General features: G+C 55.6%; 11 protein-coding genes. All 11 read left to right on the top strand.

Features of this window, described 5'->3' with window-relative positions; genetic code table 11:
* Positions 1-286: 286 nt before the first annotated feature.
* The 11 genes from wecC to HV770_RS29920 all read left to right on the top strand — a co-directional run bounded on the left by wecC (position 287) and on the right by HV770_RS29920 (position 16635).
* The gene (gene wecC, locus HV770_RS29970) at positions 287-1555 is read left to right on the top strand and encodes a UDP-N-acetyl-D-mannosamine dehydrogenase (RefSeq protein ID WP_175165153.1); all 1269 of its coding nucleotides are present in this window, start codon (positions 287-289) and stop codon (positions 1553-1555) included.
* Positions 1552-3525: a coiled-coil domain-containing protein gene (locus HV770_RS29965; RefSeq protein ID WP_175165152.1), complete on the top strand. Its 1974-nt coding sequence runs from the start codon at positions 1552-1554 to the stop codon at positions 3523-3525. The genes wecC and HV770_RS29965 overlap by 4 nt, the downstream gene beginning before the upstream one ends.
* Positions 3506-5359: a BNR repeat-containing protein gene (locus HV770_RS29960; RefSeq protein WP_175165151.1), complete on the top strand. Its 1854-nt coding sequence runs from the start codon at positions 3506-3508 to the stop codon at positions 5357-5359. Before HV770_RS29965 ends, HV770_RS29960 begins: the two co-directional genes overlap by 20 nt.
* Positions 5360-5442: 83 nt before the next feature.
* A complete protein-coding gene (locus tag HV770_RS29955) occupies positions 5443-8661 on the top strand; it encodes a glycosyltransferase (protein ID WP_175165150.1) in 3219 nt (1072 codons plus the stop codon).
* Between the two features lie 130 nt (positions 8662-8791).
* The gene (locus HV770_RS29950; RefSeq protein WP_175165149.1) at positions 8792-10204 is read left to right on the top strand and encodes a BNR repeat-containing protein; all 1413 of its coding nucleotides are present in this window, start codon (positions 8792-8794) and stop codon (positions 10202-10204) included.
* A gap of 226 nt (positions 10205-10430) precedes the next feature.
* A complete protein-coding gene (locus tag HV770_RS29945; protein ID WP_175165148.1) occupies positions 10431-11600 on the top strand; it encodes a nucleotide sugar dehydrogenase in 1170 nt (389 codons plus the stop codon).
* Positions 11597-12709 (top strand): glycosyltransferase, encoded by a 1113-nt coding sequence (locus HV770_RS29940; RefSeq protein WP_175165147.1) that lies wholly within the window; start codon positions 11597-11599, stop codon positions 12707-12709. Before HV770_RS29945 ends, HV770_RS29940 begins: the two co-directional genes overlap by 4 nt.
* On the top strand, positions 12706-13257 hold the full coding sequence (locus HV770_RS29935) for a hypothetical protein (RefSeq protein WP_175165146.1): 552 nt from the start codon (positions 12706-12708) through the stop codon (positions 13255-13257). Before HV770_RS29940 ends, HV770_RS29935 begins: the two co-directional genes overlap by 4 nt.
* Positions 13258-13262: 5 nt before the next feature.
* Positions 13263-14234: a polysaccharide deacetylase family protein gene (locus HV770_RS29930; RefSeq protein ID WP_246291305.1), complete on the top strand. Its 972-nt coding sequence runs from the start codon at positions 13263-13265 to the stop codon at positions 14232-14234.
* A gap of 161 nt (positions 14235-14395) precedes the next feature.
* Positions 14396-15544 carry a glycosyltransferase gene (locus tag HV770_RS29925; protein ID WP_246291303.1) on the top strand — a complete coding sequence of 383 codons (1149 nt, stop codon included), beginning with the start codon at positions 14396-14398 and terminating at the stop codon, positions 15542-15544.
* Between the two features lie 80 nt (positions 15545-15624).
* Entirely contained in the window at positions 15625-16635 is a 1011-nt protein-coding gene (locus HV770_RS29920) for a CgeB family protein (RefSeq protein WP_246291297.1), read from the top strand.
* The last annotated feature ends 1 nt before the right edge of the window (position 16636 follow it).

Below are 16636 nucleotides of genomic sequence, written 5' to 3'. Positions count from 1 at the left end.
GAGGATGGCTATGGGGTTCTCATCTTCGCGAGATGCATGCACTCAATGCTTGCATTTTTCGACATTCGCTTCGGGCAAGAGTGTCCTCGTGACGTGCGAGACTACTGATCGCCCGGAGGCGATTGAAACCGGTACGGCTCGGATCGTCGGCGCCAGCCAAAGAACTGTCGTCACGTAAGTAACCCGGCCCCCATATAGGCTGGTGGATTATATGATTACGTCGCGCGCTGCCAATCGCTATGGTGATGGCGAGGCTGCCAGGCGCATCCAATAAAGTTATGAACGCATGTTAAATAAGATATCGATAATTGGTCTTGGATACATAGGTTTACCCACAGCTACGTTGTTTGCATCCCGCAAGTTGCGCGTGATCGGCGTCGACGTGTCGGCAGCCGTGGTTGAAACGATCAACAGGGGTGACATCCACATTGTCGAACCAGAGTTGGACATTTTGGTCCGGGCTGCAGTGGGCTCAGGCTATTTGCGAGCCACAACCTCTGTTGAGCGCGCCGACGCGTTCGTAATTGCAGTGCCGACGCCATTGGCTGCCGACCACAAACCTGATCTGAGCTACATCGAGGCCGCGGCGAAATCGATTGCGCCGGTACTGGAGAAGGGCAATCTGGTTGTTCTCGAGTCCACATCATCTGTCGGCAGTACAGAACTATTGGCAAGGTGGATGTCGGAAATTCGACCGGAACTCAGTTTTCCACATCAAGCTGGCGAAACGTCTGATATCCGAATTGCTCATTGCCCTGAGCGTGTTCTTCCTGGGCGTATCGTGCACGAACTGGTTGCAAATGATCGTGTCATCGGTGGCATGACTTCGAAGTGTTCCGAAGCAGCAATTGCGCTTTATCGTTTGGTGGTCCAGGGACGCTGCATTGTCACTGACGTGCGCACGGCAGAAATGTGCAAACTGGCGGAAAACAGCTTTCGAGATGTCAATGTTGCGTTCGCAAACGAGCTTTCGATGGTATGCGACAAGCTGGGCATCGACGTATGGGAGCTGATCGCGCTAGCCAATCGACATCCGCGTGTCAACATTCTGCAACCAGGTTGCGGAGTCGGTGGGCATTGCATAGCCGTCGATCCGTGGTTCATCGTCGATAGCGCGCCCGAGGAGGCGCAGCTGATTCGGACCGCACGCAACGTGAACGATGCGAAACCCGACTGGGTCATCGGGAAGGTAGACGAAGCTGTGACGCAGCTCGTGAATTCGGGGATGCCAGCTGAAGATATCTGTATCGCCTGCCTGGGAATTTCGTACAAACCGGATATTGACGACCTCAGAGAGAGTCCCGCGCTCGAAATTGCCAGGACGCTGGCCAAGCGCCGTGACACGATGGTAGCAATTGTCGAGCCCAACCTCAAAACGCTACCGGAAGATTTAAGGCTAGAGAAAGTCGCCTTCATGCGCTTTGAAGAGGCAATCCTCGAAGCGAACATCGTTGTCCTCCTTGTTGATCATGCCGAGTTCAAAAACGCGAAACCTAAGCTTAAAAGCGCTCAGGTGCTTATCGATACGCGCGGCATTTGGAAAGATGCGAAATGATGATAGATAAGAGTATTCAGGCGGATCTTGAAGCCCGCTTAGTTGGCGTGGAAGAAGAGAACGAAGAGTTGCTTCTCCAACTACATCATGTTCAGGAGGAGCTTGGAAATTACTACTTGCGGAACAAGGTTCTTGAGAAGAAGTTGTCCGGACAGTCGCCGCGCAATGATCTGTCGGTCAAGGGCTGCGTAGACGAGGAACTGCAGGATGCTCTCGCTGAGAACCGACGGCTCCACTCCTTGGTCGAGGTTCAGAAAAAAGTTCACGTCCTCGAAACGCAAAATGCATTGAACTCGCAGCTGGGAAGTCTTTTGATTCAAGGCGTCGATTCTCCGAAGGCGATGTTGGCCTTGCCTGGCCGACTCTGGAAGATCTGGAGATTGCACAGTCGCCATACGCCTCCGCAATCTCTGGGAGGTTCGGACTTTAGTGCTCTGCTCGAGGCATACCGCCAAGGCGGTTTCGGCGCGGTAGAAAAGCTGTTGGCTGCGGTGCCGATTTCATCGGTGATGCATGCTAATGGCTATACCGCAATCGCGAGGCATTTGATGCCTGGCGATCGTCTCGGCGCCGCAGAGGCCGCGCAACGAGCGTACGCGTTGGATCCAAAACCCTATCGATTGAAATGGCTTGCCTTTCGACTTCATGAGGCAGGCCAGGTTGTCGAAGCGGCGGCTATGTTGGATATCCTCCCGGCGAGTATGCAATTCAGCGATTCCGAGGATCGCCAGGCCAGCCAGCTCCGTTATGAGACGCACTGCGCGCTTCAGCGCGAAGCTAAGGAACTGGCGAGATTTGCCGAGCGCAGAACAGACATCGAGGAACAGTTGAACCGCCTGGCCAGCGAGCGAGACGATCAGGCACGTCAATTGAGCAAGCGTTGCAAAGAGGTAGAACTTCTCAAGGAGTCCAACGCCCAGTTGGAGGAGGACCGACGCAAGGTCACAGGTCAATATGAAAAGGCCGCAAGTCTGGCGACTGAGCGTGCGCAGGAACTTGACGTACAGAAGCGGACCGTGGTTCAGCTTGAGCAAGATATGTTGCTTATGGCGGATCGGCAAGAGGTCGCGCTTAGGCTCTGGCAAGAGAAGGCCGCGCAGTTGGAAAGCGAAAAGTGCACGTTGGTGGCGCGCAGTGGTGATGATGCGCGATTGTTAGCCGAGAGAGTTCAGGCGATCGATGAGTTGAGCCGGGCCAAAGCCCTGCTGGAGCAGGAAGGTGCTCTATTGGCCAGGCAGCGCGACGAAACTGTCAGCATTGCGGCGGAGCGCAGTCGGGAAATTGAATTCTTGCAGCAAGCCAGGCTAGATCTGTTGCAGGAAAAAGCAACGCTGGCGGGGCGCTACGAAGAGGTCGTCAAGGTATTGGCTGAGCGCATTCGCGAGGTCGATGCGCTAAGGCAGGCTACGAGCCAACTCGAACAGGATAGGTCGGTATTGGCGAATCGATATGACGAAGTCGTCAGAAAGTACAGGGAAGGCGATCTGCAGGTCGCGGCGTTGAGTGACGTTAAAGCTCGCCTCGAGCAGGAAAAGCTGAAGTTGGCCGATCTGTACGAGGGGGCCTGCCTGCAGTTGGCGCAGCGGACGCGAGAAGTCGAGCAATTGCAGCAGGCGAACACGCATCTCGAAGGCGCGAAGTCTGAGTTGTCGGGCTTGTACGAAGCTGTCGCAAGACAGGTCGACGAACGTAATCGGGAAAATGAAATTCTGGAACAGGCCCGGAAGAGACTCGAGCACGAGAAGCTGGAGTTATCGGCGCATCATGTTGAATCTTCCACGCGAGCGGCAGAATCCCTTGTACAAGTCAAAGTCTTGCATCAGCAGCTTCAAGATCGCCAGGCCAATGACGATGTGTTATCCGCACGTCAGAAGCTCATGCAAGAAGAAATCGTTCGGGCCGAAGCCCAGCTTGATTTGATTAAGGATGTGTTGCTTCGGGAGCGAACCAATGAGAAAGCAGCTAACTAATATCGATAGCAAAGTGTCGAGTGAAGAGCCCGTTCAAGCTGCTCCCGAGCGGGAAGTCTCATCGGAGCATGCTGCTTTGGTCGTGCAAGATGAAGGCTTGCTGGATCGAGCGCGTCTCCAATGGCAATTCGGTGACTGGCCGAAGCTCGCCAAGCTCGAGCACTGTATGCTTCAGGCTCACCCGGAACGCGGGAGGCTTGCACTGTTCGCTGCAGCCGGCCGCCTGCAAACCGGCCAGATTGCTGAAGCTGAAAAGTTCATCCGGTTAGCGGAAGTATGGGGGGCTGACAAGGCGCTTGTCTGTCAAATACTGGCTGCGGGGATCCATAACAGCTTGGGGCGCGCAGCTGCACTCGCGGGGAATTTCTCGAAGGCATTCAGACATTTCGAGTCGTCAATTACCAGTGGTATGCCCGGGACTGACAGGGCGTTGATCACCGGGGCGCGCATCGATCAGCAATGCAGTCAGCTCGGAATCTCGCCGAATTGCTTCGGGGCTGGGCCACATCTGGTAAGGTCTCCGCAGGGCGGCCCCCACGAATATCGTAGATTTACTGTCAGGCAATCGGCGGAGATAGATCTCGGCGATGCGTGGGCTGGGAACTCCATTAACACGGTCATCTTCCGTCACCACGGCATTCTTACCTGCGAAGGCAAGCAATTTACTGCGTTTTACGTCAATGAGCATTCGCTTCGTCTCGTCCAGCGTGATCTGAAAACGAACAATATTCAGACGTGTGATCTCGGTGGTGAGTACAACCTGACTGATGCCCATAACAGCATCAGCATTGGTATCGATCGCGCCAATCATATTCACATATGTTACGATCACCACGCGACACAACTTCGCTATCGGCGCAGTGTTCACCCTGGCAATATCACTGAATGGTCGGAAGAGTTGCCTATGACGGGCAACGCGGAGACCAAAGTAACTTATCCTACGTTTCTTCAGCCACGTAATGGTTTCCCGCTTGCGCTGTTGTATCGCGACGGCATACACAACAAGGGGACGGCGCGCCTAAAATACTACGATGAGGCGTCCGGAAGTTGGGCGGACAGTCCACTACCCATTCTGAGCGGCAGTGATTCCAAACCGTGGACGAGTAACGCGTACTGGAACCACCCGGCCATCGACCATGACGGTAATTTGCACATTAGTTTTGTGTGGCGTACGCACATGCTCGGGGAAGACAGGCGTGTCAATAACATCAATATTGGCTATGCCTCCTCATCTGACAACGGAATCAGCTGGGTGACGTCAAAAGGTCGTGGATACCAGCTTCCGATTACTCAAACAAACGCCGAAACTGTCCATCCGGTCTCGCCCGGCAGCAATCTAATGAATCAATGCAGCATGGCGGTGGACAGTTTAAATAGGCCGCATATCGTTTATTATGCTGATGATTCGAATGGCATTCCGCAATATCAATACTTGCGATATGACGGTAGTCTTTGGCACCACCAAATAATCTCGAAAAGGGCGCGGCCTTTTACGTTGACAGGTAGCGGAACGTTGCAGATACCGATTAGTCGTCCGGAGATCGTGCTCGATCGAAACGACAACGCGTACATCATAACTAGAGGGGATCACAGTCGGGGGCGGATGGTCGCAACCGTTTTGAGAGCTCCAGGCTATGTTTGGGTTCCCGATAACGTGCAGACGATTTGGGAGGAGGATTTGGGTTTTTCCGAACCCATTATCGATCGAGTGCGTTGGGCACAGGAAAACGTACTCAGTTTGCTGGTTCAATATAACGAGCAGCCCAATCACGATCTGGGACATAGATCGCTATTTCGACCGATCAAATTGATCGACGTACATTTTGCTCTGTAGAACGCAGGCTTTATCCGATTGAGGGCGTTGATCGCCAACGTGCTAGACATGGCGATTTGTCGATCACAAGGCGTTACAAAAATATGCAAGATAATTCACAAATTTCATATTGGGCTTCCGGAAATGAAGCGCTGCGTAACCGAAAATATGAGAATGCGATTCAACTCTATCAAAAAGCGAAAGCGAATACGCCAGAGTTGTCACATCTGATCGAGGATAGCATTCAGCTGGCGAAGCGCCGCATCCGGGAAAAGCGGCGCTCTGCGCAACAGGAAGTGGTTGATAGCGTCGATATCGTCGTTCCTGTGTTCAACGCACTCGACGACGTCAAGTCATGCTTGCTATCTCTGGAGCTCCATACGGACGAGTTCAATGTGCGAGTCATCGTTGTGAATGACGGGTCGCAGCCGGACACTACCGAATGGCTGCGCAGCTATTGTTCGGAAAACTCCCTGTTCACACTGATCGAGCACCCCACTAACCAAGGTTATACCAAAACGGTTAATACCGGGTTGAAGGCATCGCGCGCACCATATGTAATTACGCAGAACAGTGACACTATCGTCTCTTCCGGATGGTTGAGGGGTCTCGTGCGCTGCATGGAATCAAATCCCAAGCTCGGTATTGTTGGCCCACTTTCCAATGCGGCCAGCTGGCAAAATGTACCTGCTTTAAGAGATGAAGCGGGATCGTTTGCTGTTAACCAGCTACCCCAAGGCCTAACGGTCGATGACATGGCCGCGCTGGTAGCGGACACGTCCGAACCGACCTATCCGCGTTTGCCCTTTGTAAACGGCTTTTGTTTCATGATTCGGCGCACGGTGATCGACTCCATTGGATATATGGATGAGATCAATTTTCCGGTCGGTTACGGAGAGGAGAACGATTATTGCATTCGCGCGATTGACGCAGGATTCGAGCTTGCCATTGCGGACGACGTGTACGTTTACCATGCCAAGTCCAAAAGCTTTGGTCACTCCCGTCGTAAAGAGCTGTCGGCTCAGGGTACGGAAAGCCTAAAGAGGAAGCATACGGCCGATAAATACTACGCCCGTGTGGCAGAAGTAAAACGTACGGACCTTCTTGACCAAGTTCGCTATCGCGTGCAGGCTGCGATTGAGGCGCGCTCCGCGGCGGAGCGTGTTGACCTCATGTCCATGCGGATTCTTTTTCTGCTTCCGGTCAAAGGCGGCGGCGGTGGCTCGCACTCAGTGGTACAGGAAGTAAGCGAGATGCGTCGAATGGGCATCCAGGCGCGCGTGGCCTTAAAGTACGAGCACGTGGCGGCTTTTCGAGAGATGTATTCCGATGTTCACGGTATTGAGGACGTGTTCGTCGGTTTCGACGAATCCACGATACTTCAAATTGCCGATGACTACGACGTGGTCGTCGGCACGATCTTCACGTCAATGAAGTTCGTCAAACGGATTGTAAGCGTTCATCCGTATATATTGCCCGCTTACTACGTTCAGGATTATGAGCCATTCTTTTTTGAAGAGGGCTCACCTAAATGGCACGAGGCTCGCGATTCGTATACGTTGGTACCAGGCGCGCTCCTATTCGCCAAGACGCAGTGGATTGTTGATGTGGTCAAGTTGCACCACGGCGTAGCGGTGCATAAAGTGCGGCCTAGTATCGACCACGAAGTGTATAGGCCAGTTCACCGAGGCAAGGATGAACGCACGCATGTAACTGCAATGATTCGTCCGCAGACTCCATACCGTGGAGCAGAGCGCACGATGCGGTTGCTGCGTCGGCTTCATCAAGCCTTGGGAGATCAACTGGTCGTCAATATCTTCGGTTGCGATGGAGGAAGTGCGGAGTTCCTTGCTTTGCAGCGGGATTTCCCATTTCAGAATCACGGCCCGTTGAAACGACCTCAGGTAGCGACGTTGCTGGCTAGCAGTGACCTCTTTATCGATCTCTCGGATTACCAGGCTTTCGGGCGTACGTCACTGGAGGCAATGGCGTGTGGCTGCGCTGCTGCAGTACCTGCGAACGGGGGGGGGAGCGAGTATGCCGAGCATCGACGCAATGCCCTCGTGCTTGACACCCGTAACGAGGACGCTTGCTTCGAGGCGGTATCGAGCTTGCTGTCGAGCCCGCAACGGCTGCAGAGCATGCGGCGCGCGGGGTTGCAGACCGCTGCCGCTTACTCTGTACATGCTGCTGCCGTCAGTGAGTGCTTGCCAATCGAGAAAAGCCTTAAGGCGTGGCGGATGAAATATCCGCGCCCTAATAAGCCTCTACTTCTCCTGATGCCGGGACTGCGTGGAGATGGCTTGCCTGCTGGTTCGGGGTACGTTCGGGTAGTGCTTCCGTACCAGTCGCCGGCCGTTTTGCGGGACTGGCAGGTGAGACAAACGAACGTTCTCCCGAAACCGGGGGCTGCCCAGGCAGTTTTGATGCAGCGAGACGCTGTCGGATTCAACCTTGCCGAACTTGAGGATTGGCTGCCCCGTTGGAAGGGGGCGGGCGGCCGCCTCGTCTACGAGATAGACGATGACCTGCTTGATGCGCAGGGCCTCAAAGCGCGTCACTATAAAGGTGATGCACACGCGGTCGCCGCGAAAGTTAGATTGCTGGCAGGTGCTGCTGACCTCCTGCATGTATCAACTGAGTCGTTGGCTAGTCTCATGAGACAGATTAATTCCAACGTGGTCGTTATTCCTAACGCCTTGGATGCGGACCTGTGGCGACTTGAGGACCTGCGTCAACATAGCCGGGGATCGCATCGGAAGATGAAAAACGGCCCGGTTCGTATCGGATATATCGGAACCCCCACCCATGACGGGGACCTCGATCATATTACTGAGGCCATGAAGCAAATTGAAAAGAAATACGGATCGCTAGTCGAGATTGAGATTATTGGTGGATTCCAGAATCGCACTCCGACCTTCGGGAAGCGCGTAGGTCTCCCGAAGAAGAATGATTACCCCAACTTTGTTCGTTGGTTGCACGAGCGCGCGCATTGGGATATCGGGGTCATTGCGCTGGCGGAGAACAAATTTAACGAATCCAAGAGTTATTTGAAGTTTCTCGAGTACGCGGCGCTTGATGTCGCTATTGTTGTTTCCGCTGGGAGTATTTACCAGCCGGTAGCTCGCCACCGCCATAATGCGCTGATTGCTCGTTCAACCGATGAGTGGGTCGAGTGTGTTAGCTCGCTTATAGAATCGCCTTCCTTGCGAGCCCAACTTTCGCTTCAATCTCGCAGGGACGTTTGCGCGGGCCATACACTTGCGGAAGTTGGGCCGATGATTAGCGCGGCTTTGATGTCGAAGGTTGGGGCCGCTCGATAGGCGCTTACCCAGGATCGATCGGGCTCAAAGGGGGCCGATCTTTAACCTGTACTCCGCTCGGGAACTTGCCGATGGAGTGCAATCAAATAATCGGCGAGCATCAGGCGCGCGAAGCGGAAGGCAATGATCTATGCGGCTCATTACGCGGTCAACAATACTTTTTGGTGGACTGATTTTGTTGGGCGCTTCTGTGTGTGTTTTTGCACAGGGAACCAATAAAGCGAACTCTTCGAGGTGCGCGGCTCCGCCATCCGAAATCACAATCGATCGAGCTTGGGGCGGTGCGCGCGTTGCGTTCGATGCGTTAGAAAACAAGGATTATTTGTACGTCGCCTACTACGACGCTGATCGTTGGCTGACTGTTGCACAAGTCAACAAATGCAACGGTGGTCTGGAAAAGATCAGGGTTCCCTCGCGTTTTGGTGGATGGGACGAACACAATTCGATTGCCCTAGCTTTCGACGCTGAGAATAGATTGAATGTCTCAGGCAACATGCATGTGTCTCCGTTGGTGTACGCGCGCATGGATGTGCCGGATCGCTTGGCAGGCCTCAGCATACTAAGAGGGATGGTTGGGGCGGACGAGGAGCGAACAACATATCCATATTTTTTCCGCTTTCCTGACGGTGCACTGGCGTTTTCCTACAGATCGGGTCAAAGCGGCGACGGCATCGAATTAATTAATCGATTGGTCGGCTCCGACTGGGTTCGCTGGACGAATCAACCTGTTTTTGCGCCGAATCGTGACGGAACTACGATCAATGCCTACCATTCCGACTACGTTTTGGGACCGGATAAGTTCTTCCATGTGGCGTGGGTCTGGCGGAGGACATATAAAGTTGAGACAAACTTTCACGTCAACTACGCAAAGAGCAGAGATTTGCGGGTTTGGGAAGACAGTCGTGGCAATGTCCTTTCCTCGCCGATTACGCCCGCGTCTGCAGAAGTCGTAGATCAAGTTCCAGAGAATTCAGGTCTTTTTAATAACGTTCGTTTAGGGTTCGATGAAGAAGGTCGTCCCACTATCTCCTATCTAAAATTCGATGCCACAGGGGCGACTCAGTTATTTCATGCCCGTCCGGGAAGTAACGGGTGGATATCTGTGCCGGCTACTGACTGGGGGTATCGCTGGGATCCGCGGGGAGGCGGTTCGGTGCCGAGCGAAATCAGCTTTTCAGGCGTAAAAGTAAGCGACGGTCGATTGATAGAACAGGTCAAGCAGCCGGAAATCGGAAGCAAGATCTTTGTATATGGCGATGATTCACTCAAAGTTCAGGAAGCACTCAATCCCGACGTCGACGAACCGACCGCGCAAATAAAGGATCGTCACCCGCCCAAAGGGGCTATCCTAAACGCCCGAGCGGTCAGGGCTGAAAGTTCAAGGGCCGGTGTTTTAAAATACCGATATGCAATTTCATGGTTTAGCCTTCCTGTGGACAATCGGGATAAGCCTAGAGATTGTGCGCGGGTTGGCTTGCCTTGTGATTTCATTTCGGAGTTGGTGCTGCATTCTTCGCCGATTGCAAATCCTAGGAAGAATTGACAATTTGCCAATGCCGATTCGGCAATAAGGAAGAAGGATGGCGTGCGTCGTTGCTCGTGCATTCCGAATTTCGTGGGGACAAAGTTCTAGGAGACTTCGGCTTTTGGCCGCGTTTCACTATGAGACAATTCTGGCCGGAATAGTGCAGCTGAGCACTGGCGAGCAAGCCCGAGCTTGTAGAGAGCAGTCCAGTTCGCAATCCGCTATCTGTCTTTGAGGCATTTGTATGAAAATCGCAATCGCCGGCACCGGCTACGTCGGCCTTTCTCTCGCTGTATTGCTCGCTCAGAATCACGAGGTCATCGCTCTGGACATCGTTCCTGAGAAAGTAGCGATGCTCAACCGCAAGGAATCGCCGATCGAAGACACCGAGATCGAGGAATTTCTCGCGCACAAGTCGCTCAACTTCCGCGCCACGCTCGACAAGGTCGAAGCCTACGCGAACGCCGACTACGTGATCATCGCCACGCCTACCGACTACGATCCGGAAACGAACTACTTCAACACCCGCTCGATTGAAAGCGTCGTTCGCGAGGTGAAGGAGATCAATCCGCAAGCGGTTATGGTCATCAAGTCGACCATTCCGGTCGGCTACACGGAGCGCACGAGCGAAACGCTGGGCACGCAAAATCTGATCTTCTCGCCGGAATTCCTGCGGGAAGGCAAGGCGCTGTACGATAATCTGTACCCGTCGCGTATCGTCGTCGGCGAGCGTTCGAAGCGCGCTGAAGTTTTCGCCGAACTGCTGAAGCAAGGCGCCGTCAAGCAGGATATTCCGACGCTCTTCACCGGCAGCACCGAGGCCGAGGCGATCAAGCTGTTCGCCAATACGTATCTCGCGATGCGCGTCGCGTATTTCAACGAGCTCGACACCTACGCAGCGCAGCACGGCCTCGATACGAACCAGATCATTCAGGGTGTGTGTCTCGACCCGCGCATTGGCTCGCATTACAACAATCCGAGCTTCGGCTACGGTGGCTACTGTCTGCCGAAAGACACGAAGCAACTCCTCGCGAATTACAGCGATGTGCCTCAAAATCTGATTCACGCTATCGTCGAATCGAATGGCACGCGGAAAGACTTCATCGCCGAGAGTGTGCTCAGGCATAGCCCGAAGGTGGTTGGCATCTATCGGCTGGTGATGAAAGCAGGTTCCGACAATTTCCGCGCGTCGAGCATTCAGGGTGTGATGAAACGCATCAAGGCGAAGGGCGTGGAAGTGATCGTCTACGAACCGGCGATGCACGAATCGAGTTTCTTCAATTCGTCGGTGGTCAACGATCTGGCTGAATTCAAGCGCTCGGCCGACGTGATCGTCGCAAACCGCATGACGGCCGATCTGACAGACGTGGCGGATAAGGTATACACGCGCGATCTGTTCGGCGGCGACGCATGAACGATCCGCAACCGGCTCGCAACGACTCAATCGACTCGCAGCTTCCCCGCATTCTGTTCTTCAACGTGAATGGCTCAGGCATGGGCCATCTGAACCGTTGTCTTTCATATGCGCGGCGGTTGCGCGGCCGTGCTCGACCGGTGTTCTTTTCCCTCGCGTCGGCCATCGAGCTAATCGAAGAGATGGGATTCGAGGCAGATTACTTCGTTTCGCCATACTGGTCGTCGAGTTCCACGTTTGCGTGGAATAGCGAACTGGCTGTACGTTTCGGCATGATGCTCGAACGCGTACGTCCCGACGTAATCGTCTTCGACGGCACATGGCCATTTCAAGGGTTTCTGGCGACGTGCGAGACCTTCGGCTCGCCAGCACTGGTCTGGTCGAACCGTGGCTTGCTCAAGGAAGGCGGCAAGACGGTCTCCGTGGACGAGTCGCGTTTCGATCTCGTGATCCAGCCCGGGGAATTGGGCGCGCAAGAAAGCGAGACGCCGCTCGAAGGCGGCGGCACGCGTGCGCTCGTACCGCCCGTGTGCGTACTCGAAGACGATGAGTTGCTTGACCGCGCTACAGCGCGCGAGGCGTTGAATCTGCCCCAAGACGGCCGCTTTGTCTTGTTCGCGCTCGGGCCGGGCAACCTGAAGGACGTCGCAGGGATCGCGCACGGTCTGATTCGCGAGTTCGAGGCCGCCGGTTTCAACGTAGTCTGGGTGCGTGCGCCGATTTCCGTGCGCGACATCGAATTGCCGGCCGGCGTGATGCCACTGACGGTCTATCCGCTCGCGCGCTATTTGCGTGCGTTCGACGCCTTTGTCGGCGCAGCCGGTTACAACACCTGCTGCGAACTCGTGCAGGCGGGCGTGCCTGCTCTGCTCGTGCCTAATGCGCAACTCGCCGACGATCAGGTGCGTCGAGCGCACATGGTCGCCGACGTCATGCCGGCCGTCGTCTCGGCGTGCGAGACCGACGACGAACGCGAGACCGCGGTGAGCAAACTACTCGGCTTGCTGAACGCCACGCCCGCCGAACGCGCAGCGATTCCGATGAATGGCGCCGTGCTCGCCGCGGAAAAGATCCTCGCTTTGGCGGCAAGACGGGAGCGGACACAGTGAATGTGATTGCGGAAGCCAAAGCATTGCGGCGTGAGGTGAAGGCGCTCGCAACCAAACCCGAATGGGATTTGCTCGTTCGTTACGACCTGCTCGGGAAAAAGCCGCCGTCCTCATGGCAAGACCGGGTATGGCGGCGCATTCGCCACCTGTTGGCGTCGGCAAGTCTGATGTCGCCGCACGTAACGCAGTATCCGTGGCTGCCGACCCTAAAGCACAGACCGGTTTCAGCCGATGTAAAGACAGTGATGATCTGGGCCCTCGGCGCCGATCGTCATCAGTTGCGCACCGCGTGCAAAGGCTGGTCTGAAAAGCTTCAAGACGGCGATGATCTTGCACCGGTTCTGGTGACGGATATCGCTGATTTCGCCTTTTATTCCCGGCTCGGTTGGCTGGTGGAATATGTGCCGTCATTGAGCGGCGAGGGCCCATCGCTACAGCAGAGAAAGCAGGCGTATCTCGCGTGGCGCTACCGTGATGCGACCGTCTTGCCGTTGAGCGCTGGGTTAGCCAGCGACGCGCAATGGCGCGCATTGCTGAAATTGAGCTGAGAAAGATGCAAAAGAATCGCTATGCCATGTTGACGGTCGATACCGAAGCGCTGCCCAAACGCGCGCCGCACGATCACGTCAAGCGACTCATGTGGGGCGTACACGAGCGGGGAACCGCGGGAATTCGTGAGATGGCGGAGATCGGCGACGAGTTCGGCGCCAAGCACGTCTATTTCGTCGATCAATGCGGCGCGTGGTCGTATCTGGAAGAAACGCGCGAAGTCGTGCGCTGGCTCGATTCCGTGGGTCAGGACGTGCAACTACACACGCACCCGGAATATTTGCCTGATTCATTCTGGGCCGAGCATGGGCTCGCGCGCCGTCCGCAGTATATGAATCAATACACCGACGACGCCCGCGCCGAGTTCGTCATCAAACATTTCGGCAATCTCATTTCGGAGCAAACCGGCAAGCCGGTTCTCGCGCACCGGGCAGGTTCGTTCCGCTGGAATGCGGCCACGATACGCGCCCTCAAAGCCACGGGCGTGCGGGCGTCGTTCAACAATTCGATGTGCGCCGTCCACGCGAAACAGGCCATTTTTAGCGAGCCGACGAATCTGCCGTATGCGTGGTCGAACGGTGTGATCGAAGTCCCGATGACGGAAAAGAAGATCTTGCCGAAGGTGGGCAAGGACGAATGGTGGGCGCGCCTCACGTATCCGGAGTCGCCGTATTTTCACTTCCGTCCCTGGTGGGGCAAGTTGCTGCTCGATGCATTCAGCGGGAGCCCGACGTTTTCCATTTTCCTGCTGCATTCGTGGTCGCTCCTGTACTGGGATGAAAAGGGCTACGCAACCTATCGCGACGATCAGCGTGTCGAGGGCTATCGCAAGCTCCTGCGTCGTCTGACAAAAGACTACGACGTGATCACGACCGCCGAATTTCTCGATCTACACGCTCGCGGGAAGATCAAGATGTCGGCAACCGTCGATCTCGCGCGCGCGGAACTCAAGCCGCAGGGGACCGTGCGGGCATGAGCAGCGCATTCGATTCTCTGCAAACGTTCGTTAGCGAACCATACTTGGGATTGAGCCGATGGCTAACGGTCCGCACGCTGAATCGCAGGGCGAAACGGCGTGCATCCGCGCGGTCATTCGACACTGATGGCGGCGGGCTTCTATATGTGGCCGCGAGCGCATTGCCATATCACACGAGCGGTTACACGACGCGCACGCACGAGGTCATTCGCGCAATGACGTCGGCGGGCGGGCGCGTGCATGCAATGACGCGGCCCGGCTATCCGTTCGATCGAATCGACCGCCTGCACGATGCCGTGAGCGGAGAGACCCAAGTTGCCGAAGTGCGGTATCTGCATTCCGCGGGACCAGCCAATAATCGTCCGGTGTTGCTGTATGCGATGCAGGCGGCGCGGGTGATCGCGCAGCGGGCGAAGCAACATCGCGTGTCGGTCATTCACGCCGCTTCGAATCATGTGAACGCCTTACCGGCATTGCTGGCGGCGCGCCAATTGGGCATTCCGTTCCAGTATGAAATGCGCGGCCTGTGGGAACTCACGCGTATTTCGCGCACGCCGCATTACGAAGGACGCCAAGGCTTCAAGCAAGGCCTCGAACTCGAAGGCCTCGTCGCCCGCCACGCAGATCGTCTGTTCGTGATTTCAGAGCAGTTGGGCCGCTTCGCACGCGCGCGCTGGGGCATCGATAAAGAACGCATGTTCTTGCTGCCCAACTGCGTCGAACCCGAGCGCTTCGTATCGCTCGCGTCCCGTGAAATTGAGCATGACACGATCGGCTATGCGGGCTCGTTGATGGCCTATGAGGGACTCGACACGCTGATCGATGCCGTGGCGCAACTGCGAGCACGCGGCGTGAGGATTTCCGTGAGCCTCATCGGTGATGGTGAAGCGCGGCAGTCGCTCGAATCGCAGGTACAGCGGCTCGGCTTGTCGGAACAGATCCGCTTTCTGGGGCGCATGGCGCCGCAAAAGGCGCAGGAAACGTTGAGTCGGTGCGCACTGGTCTGTATTCCGCGCAAGCCGTTCAAGGTTTGCGAAATCGTGCCGCCGATCAAACTCGTCGAAGCGATGGCAATGGGCAAGCCGGTCATCGTACCGGACCTGCCGGTGTTTCGCGACGAAATGGGCGAGCGTCCCGCAGGCTGGTTTTTCAAAGCCGGCGACGCGATTGACCTTGCGCGCGTGATTGAGACGGCAATGAGTGATCGCGCGGCCCTTGCCGCGCTGGGCGAACGGGCAAAAGAATACGCGACCACGCAGCGATCGTGGCGCGACTTTGTCATCAAGGCACTACCGAAAAGTGCGGGGTAAGGGAAATGGTCGGCAGGGTTATTAGAAAACTGGGTTCAATCGTCTACGATTACCCAAAGGTGGCCGAGGATATCGAGCGAATGGGGCGCTTCGGCCGACTGAAAATCGCGCTGGTGACGGACTATTTCACCGCCGATTGTCTGTCCGCGGAGTGCCGTGTTCGCGTCATGACGCCCGGCAATTACCGCGATGTGATCAGCCATTGGAAGCCGGATCTCGTGCTGGTCGAATCGGCTTTTCACGGCGTGGACGGCAGTTGGCGCTACGAACTGGCCAAACAGCCAAAGCTGCTGCGCCTGACTAAACCTAAGGCGATTTTCCGTTTGGTCGATTTCGCGAGGAAGGCAGGCGTTCCCACCGTGTTCTGGAACAAGGATGACGGTCCTTTTTTCGATGCGTTCATCGACGTAGCGAAGGCATTCGACTACGTCTTCACGACCGATGAAGAATGCCTCGAACGCTATCGCCAGCAGGTGCCTGCACACGTACCCGTGAATACGCTGATCATGCCGTTTCAACCGGCATTTCACAGTTTCACGGGCTTCAATTTCGCGCGCAATGAAGTCTGTTTTACAGGCAGCTATTACCGGCGCATCCTGAACGAGCGGCGTCGCTTTCTTGACATGGTGTTCGAGCTCTGCGAGCACAACGAGATGCCAATCAACGTGTTCGACCGCAATCACGACCGGCTGTCTCGCCATTTCGAGTTTCGCTTTCCGAAAACGAGCCAGATGCGGTTGCACGGGAAAGTCGCGCATCGCGAAACCGCCAATGTCTACAAATCGCACGCAGTATCGATCAACGTCAATTCGGTCACGAGTTCCGAAACAATGTTCTCGCGACGTCTGCTCGAAATTATCGCGTGTGGCGGGATTGCGGTAACGAACCCGAGTCGAGCCGTTGACCGTCATTTCCGCGATTTCTGCCACGTCGTGAACACCTACGAAGAGACACGCGAGCTATTCGGGCGTTTGCGTCATGGTCCTTCGCAGGACGACCTCGATCGCGCCGAAGCCGGCGCGAAATACGTGCAGGAGCATCACACCTGGGCACATCGGTTAGAGGAAATCTGCGCCGTCGTGAAGCTGTGAG

Origin of the sequence: Paraburkholderia fynbosensis (genome assembly GCF_902859935.1) — a bacterium.
Classification (GTDB): domain Bacteria; phylum Pseudomonadota; class Gammaproteobacteria; order Burkholderiales; family Burkholderiaceae; genus Paraburkholderia; species Paraburkholderia fynbosensis.
Note: the sequence above shows the minus strand (reverse complement) of the source record. Positions and strands in the feature narration are given on the sequence as shown.

What these genes read in the sequence shown, in the direction of transcription:
- HV770_RS29930 (WP_246291305.1), top strand. Translation starts at nt 13,263, where the DNA reads ATGCAAAAGAATCGCTATGCCATGTTGACGGTCGATACCGAAGCGCTG.
- HV770_RS29960 (WP_175165151.1), top strand. Translation starts at nt 3,506, where the DNA reads ATGAGAAAGCAGCTAACTAATATCGATAGCAAAGTGTCGAGTGAAGAG.
- HV770_RS29965 (WP_175165152.1), top strand. Translation starts at nt 1,552, where the DNA reads ATGATGATAGATAAGAGTATTCAGGCGGATCTTGAAGCCCGCTTAGTT.
- HV770_RS29950 (WP_175165149.1), top strand. Translation starts at nt 8,792, where the DNA reads ATGCGGCTCATTACGCGGTCAACAATACTTTTTGGTGGACTGATTTTG.
- HV770_RS29920 (WP_246291297.1), top strand. Translation starts at nt 15,625, where the DNA reads ATGGGGCGCTTCGGCCGACTGAAAATCGCGCTGGTGACGGACTATTTC.
- wecC (WP_175165153.1), top strand. Translation starts at nt 287, where the DNA reads ATGTTAAATAAGATATCGATAATTGGTCTTGGATACATAGGTTTACCC.
- HV770_RS29955 (WP_175165150.1), top strand. Translation starts at nt 5,443, where the DNA reads ATGCAAGATAATTCACAAATTTCATATTGGGCTTCCGGAAATGAAGCG.
- HV770_RS29940 (WP_175165147.1), top strand. Translation starts at nt 11,597, where the DNA reads ATGAACGATCCGCAACCGGCTCGCAACGACTCAATCGACTCGCAGCTT.
- HV770_RS29945 (WP_175165148.1), top strand. Translation starts at nt 10,431, where the DNA reads ATGAAAATCGCAATCGCCGGCACCGGCTACGTCGGCCTTTCTCTCGCT.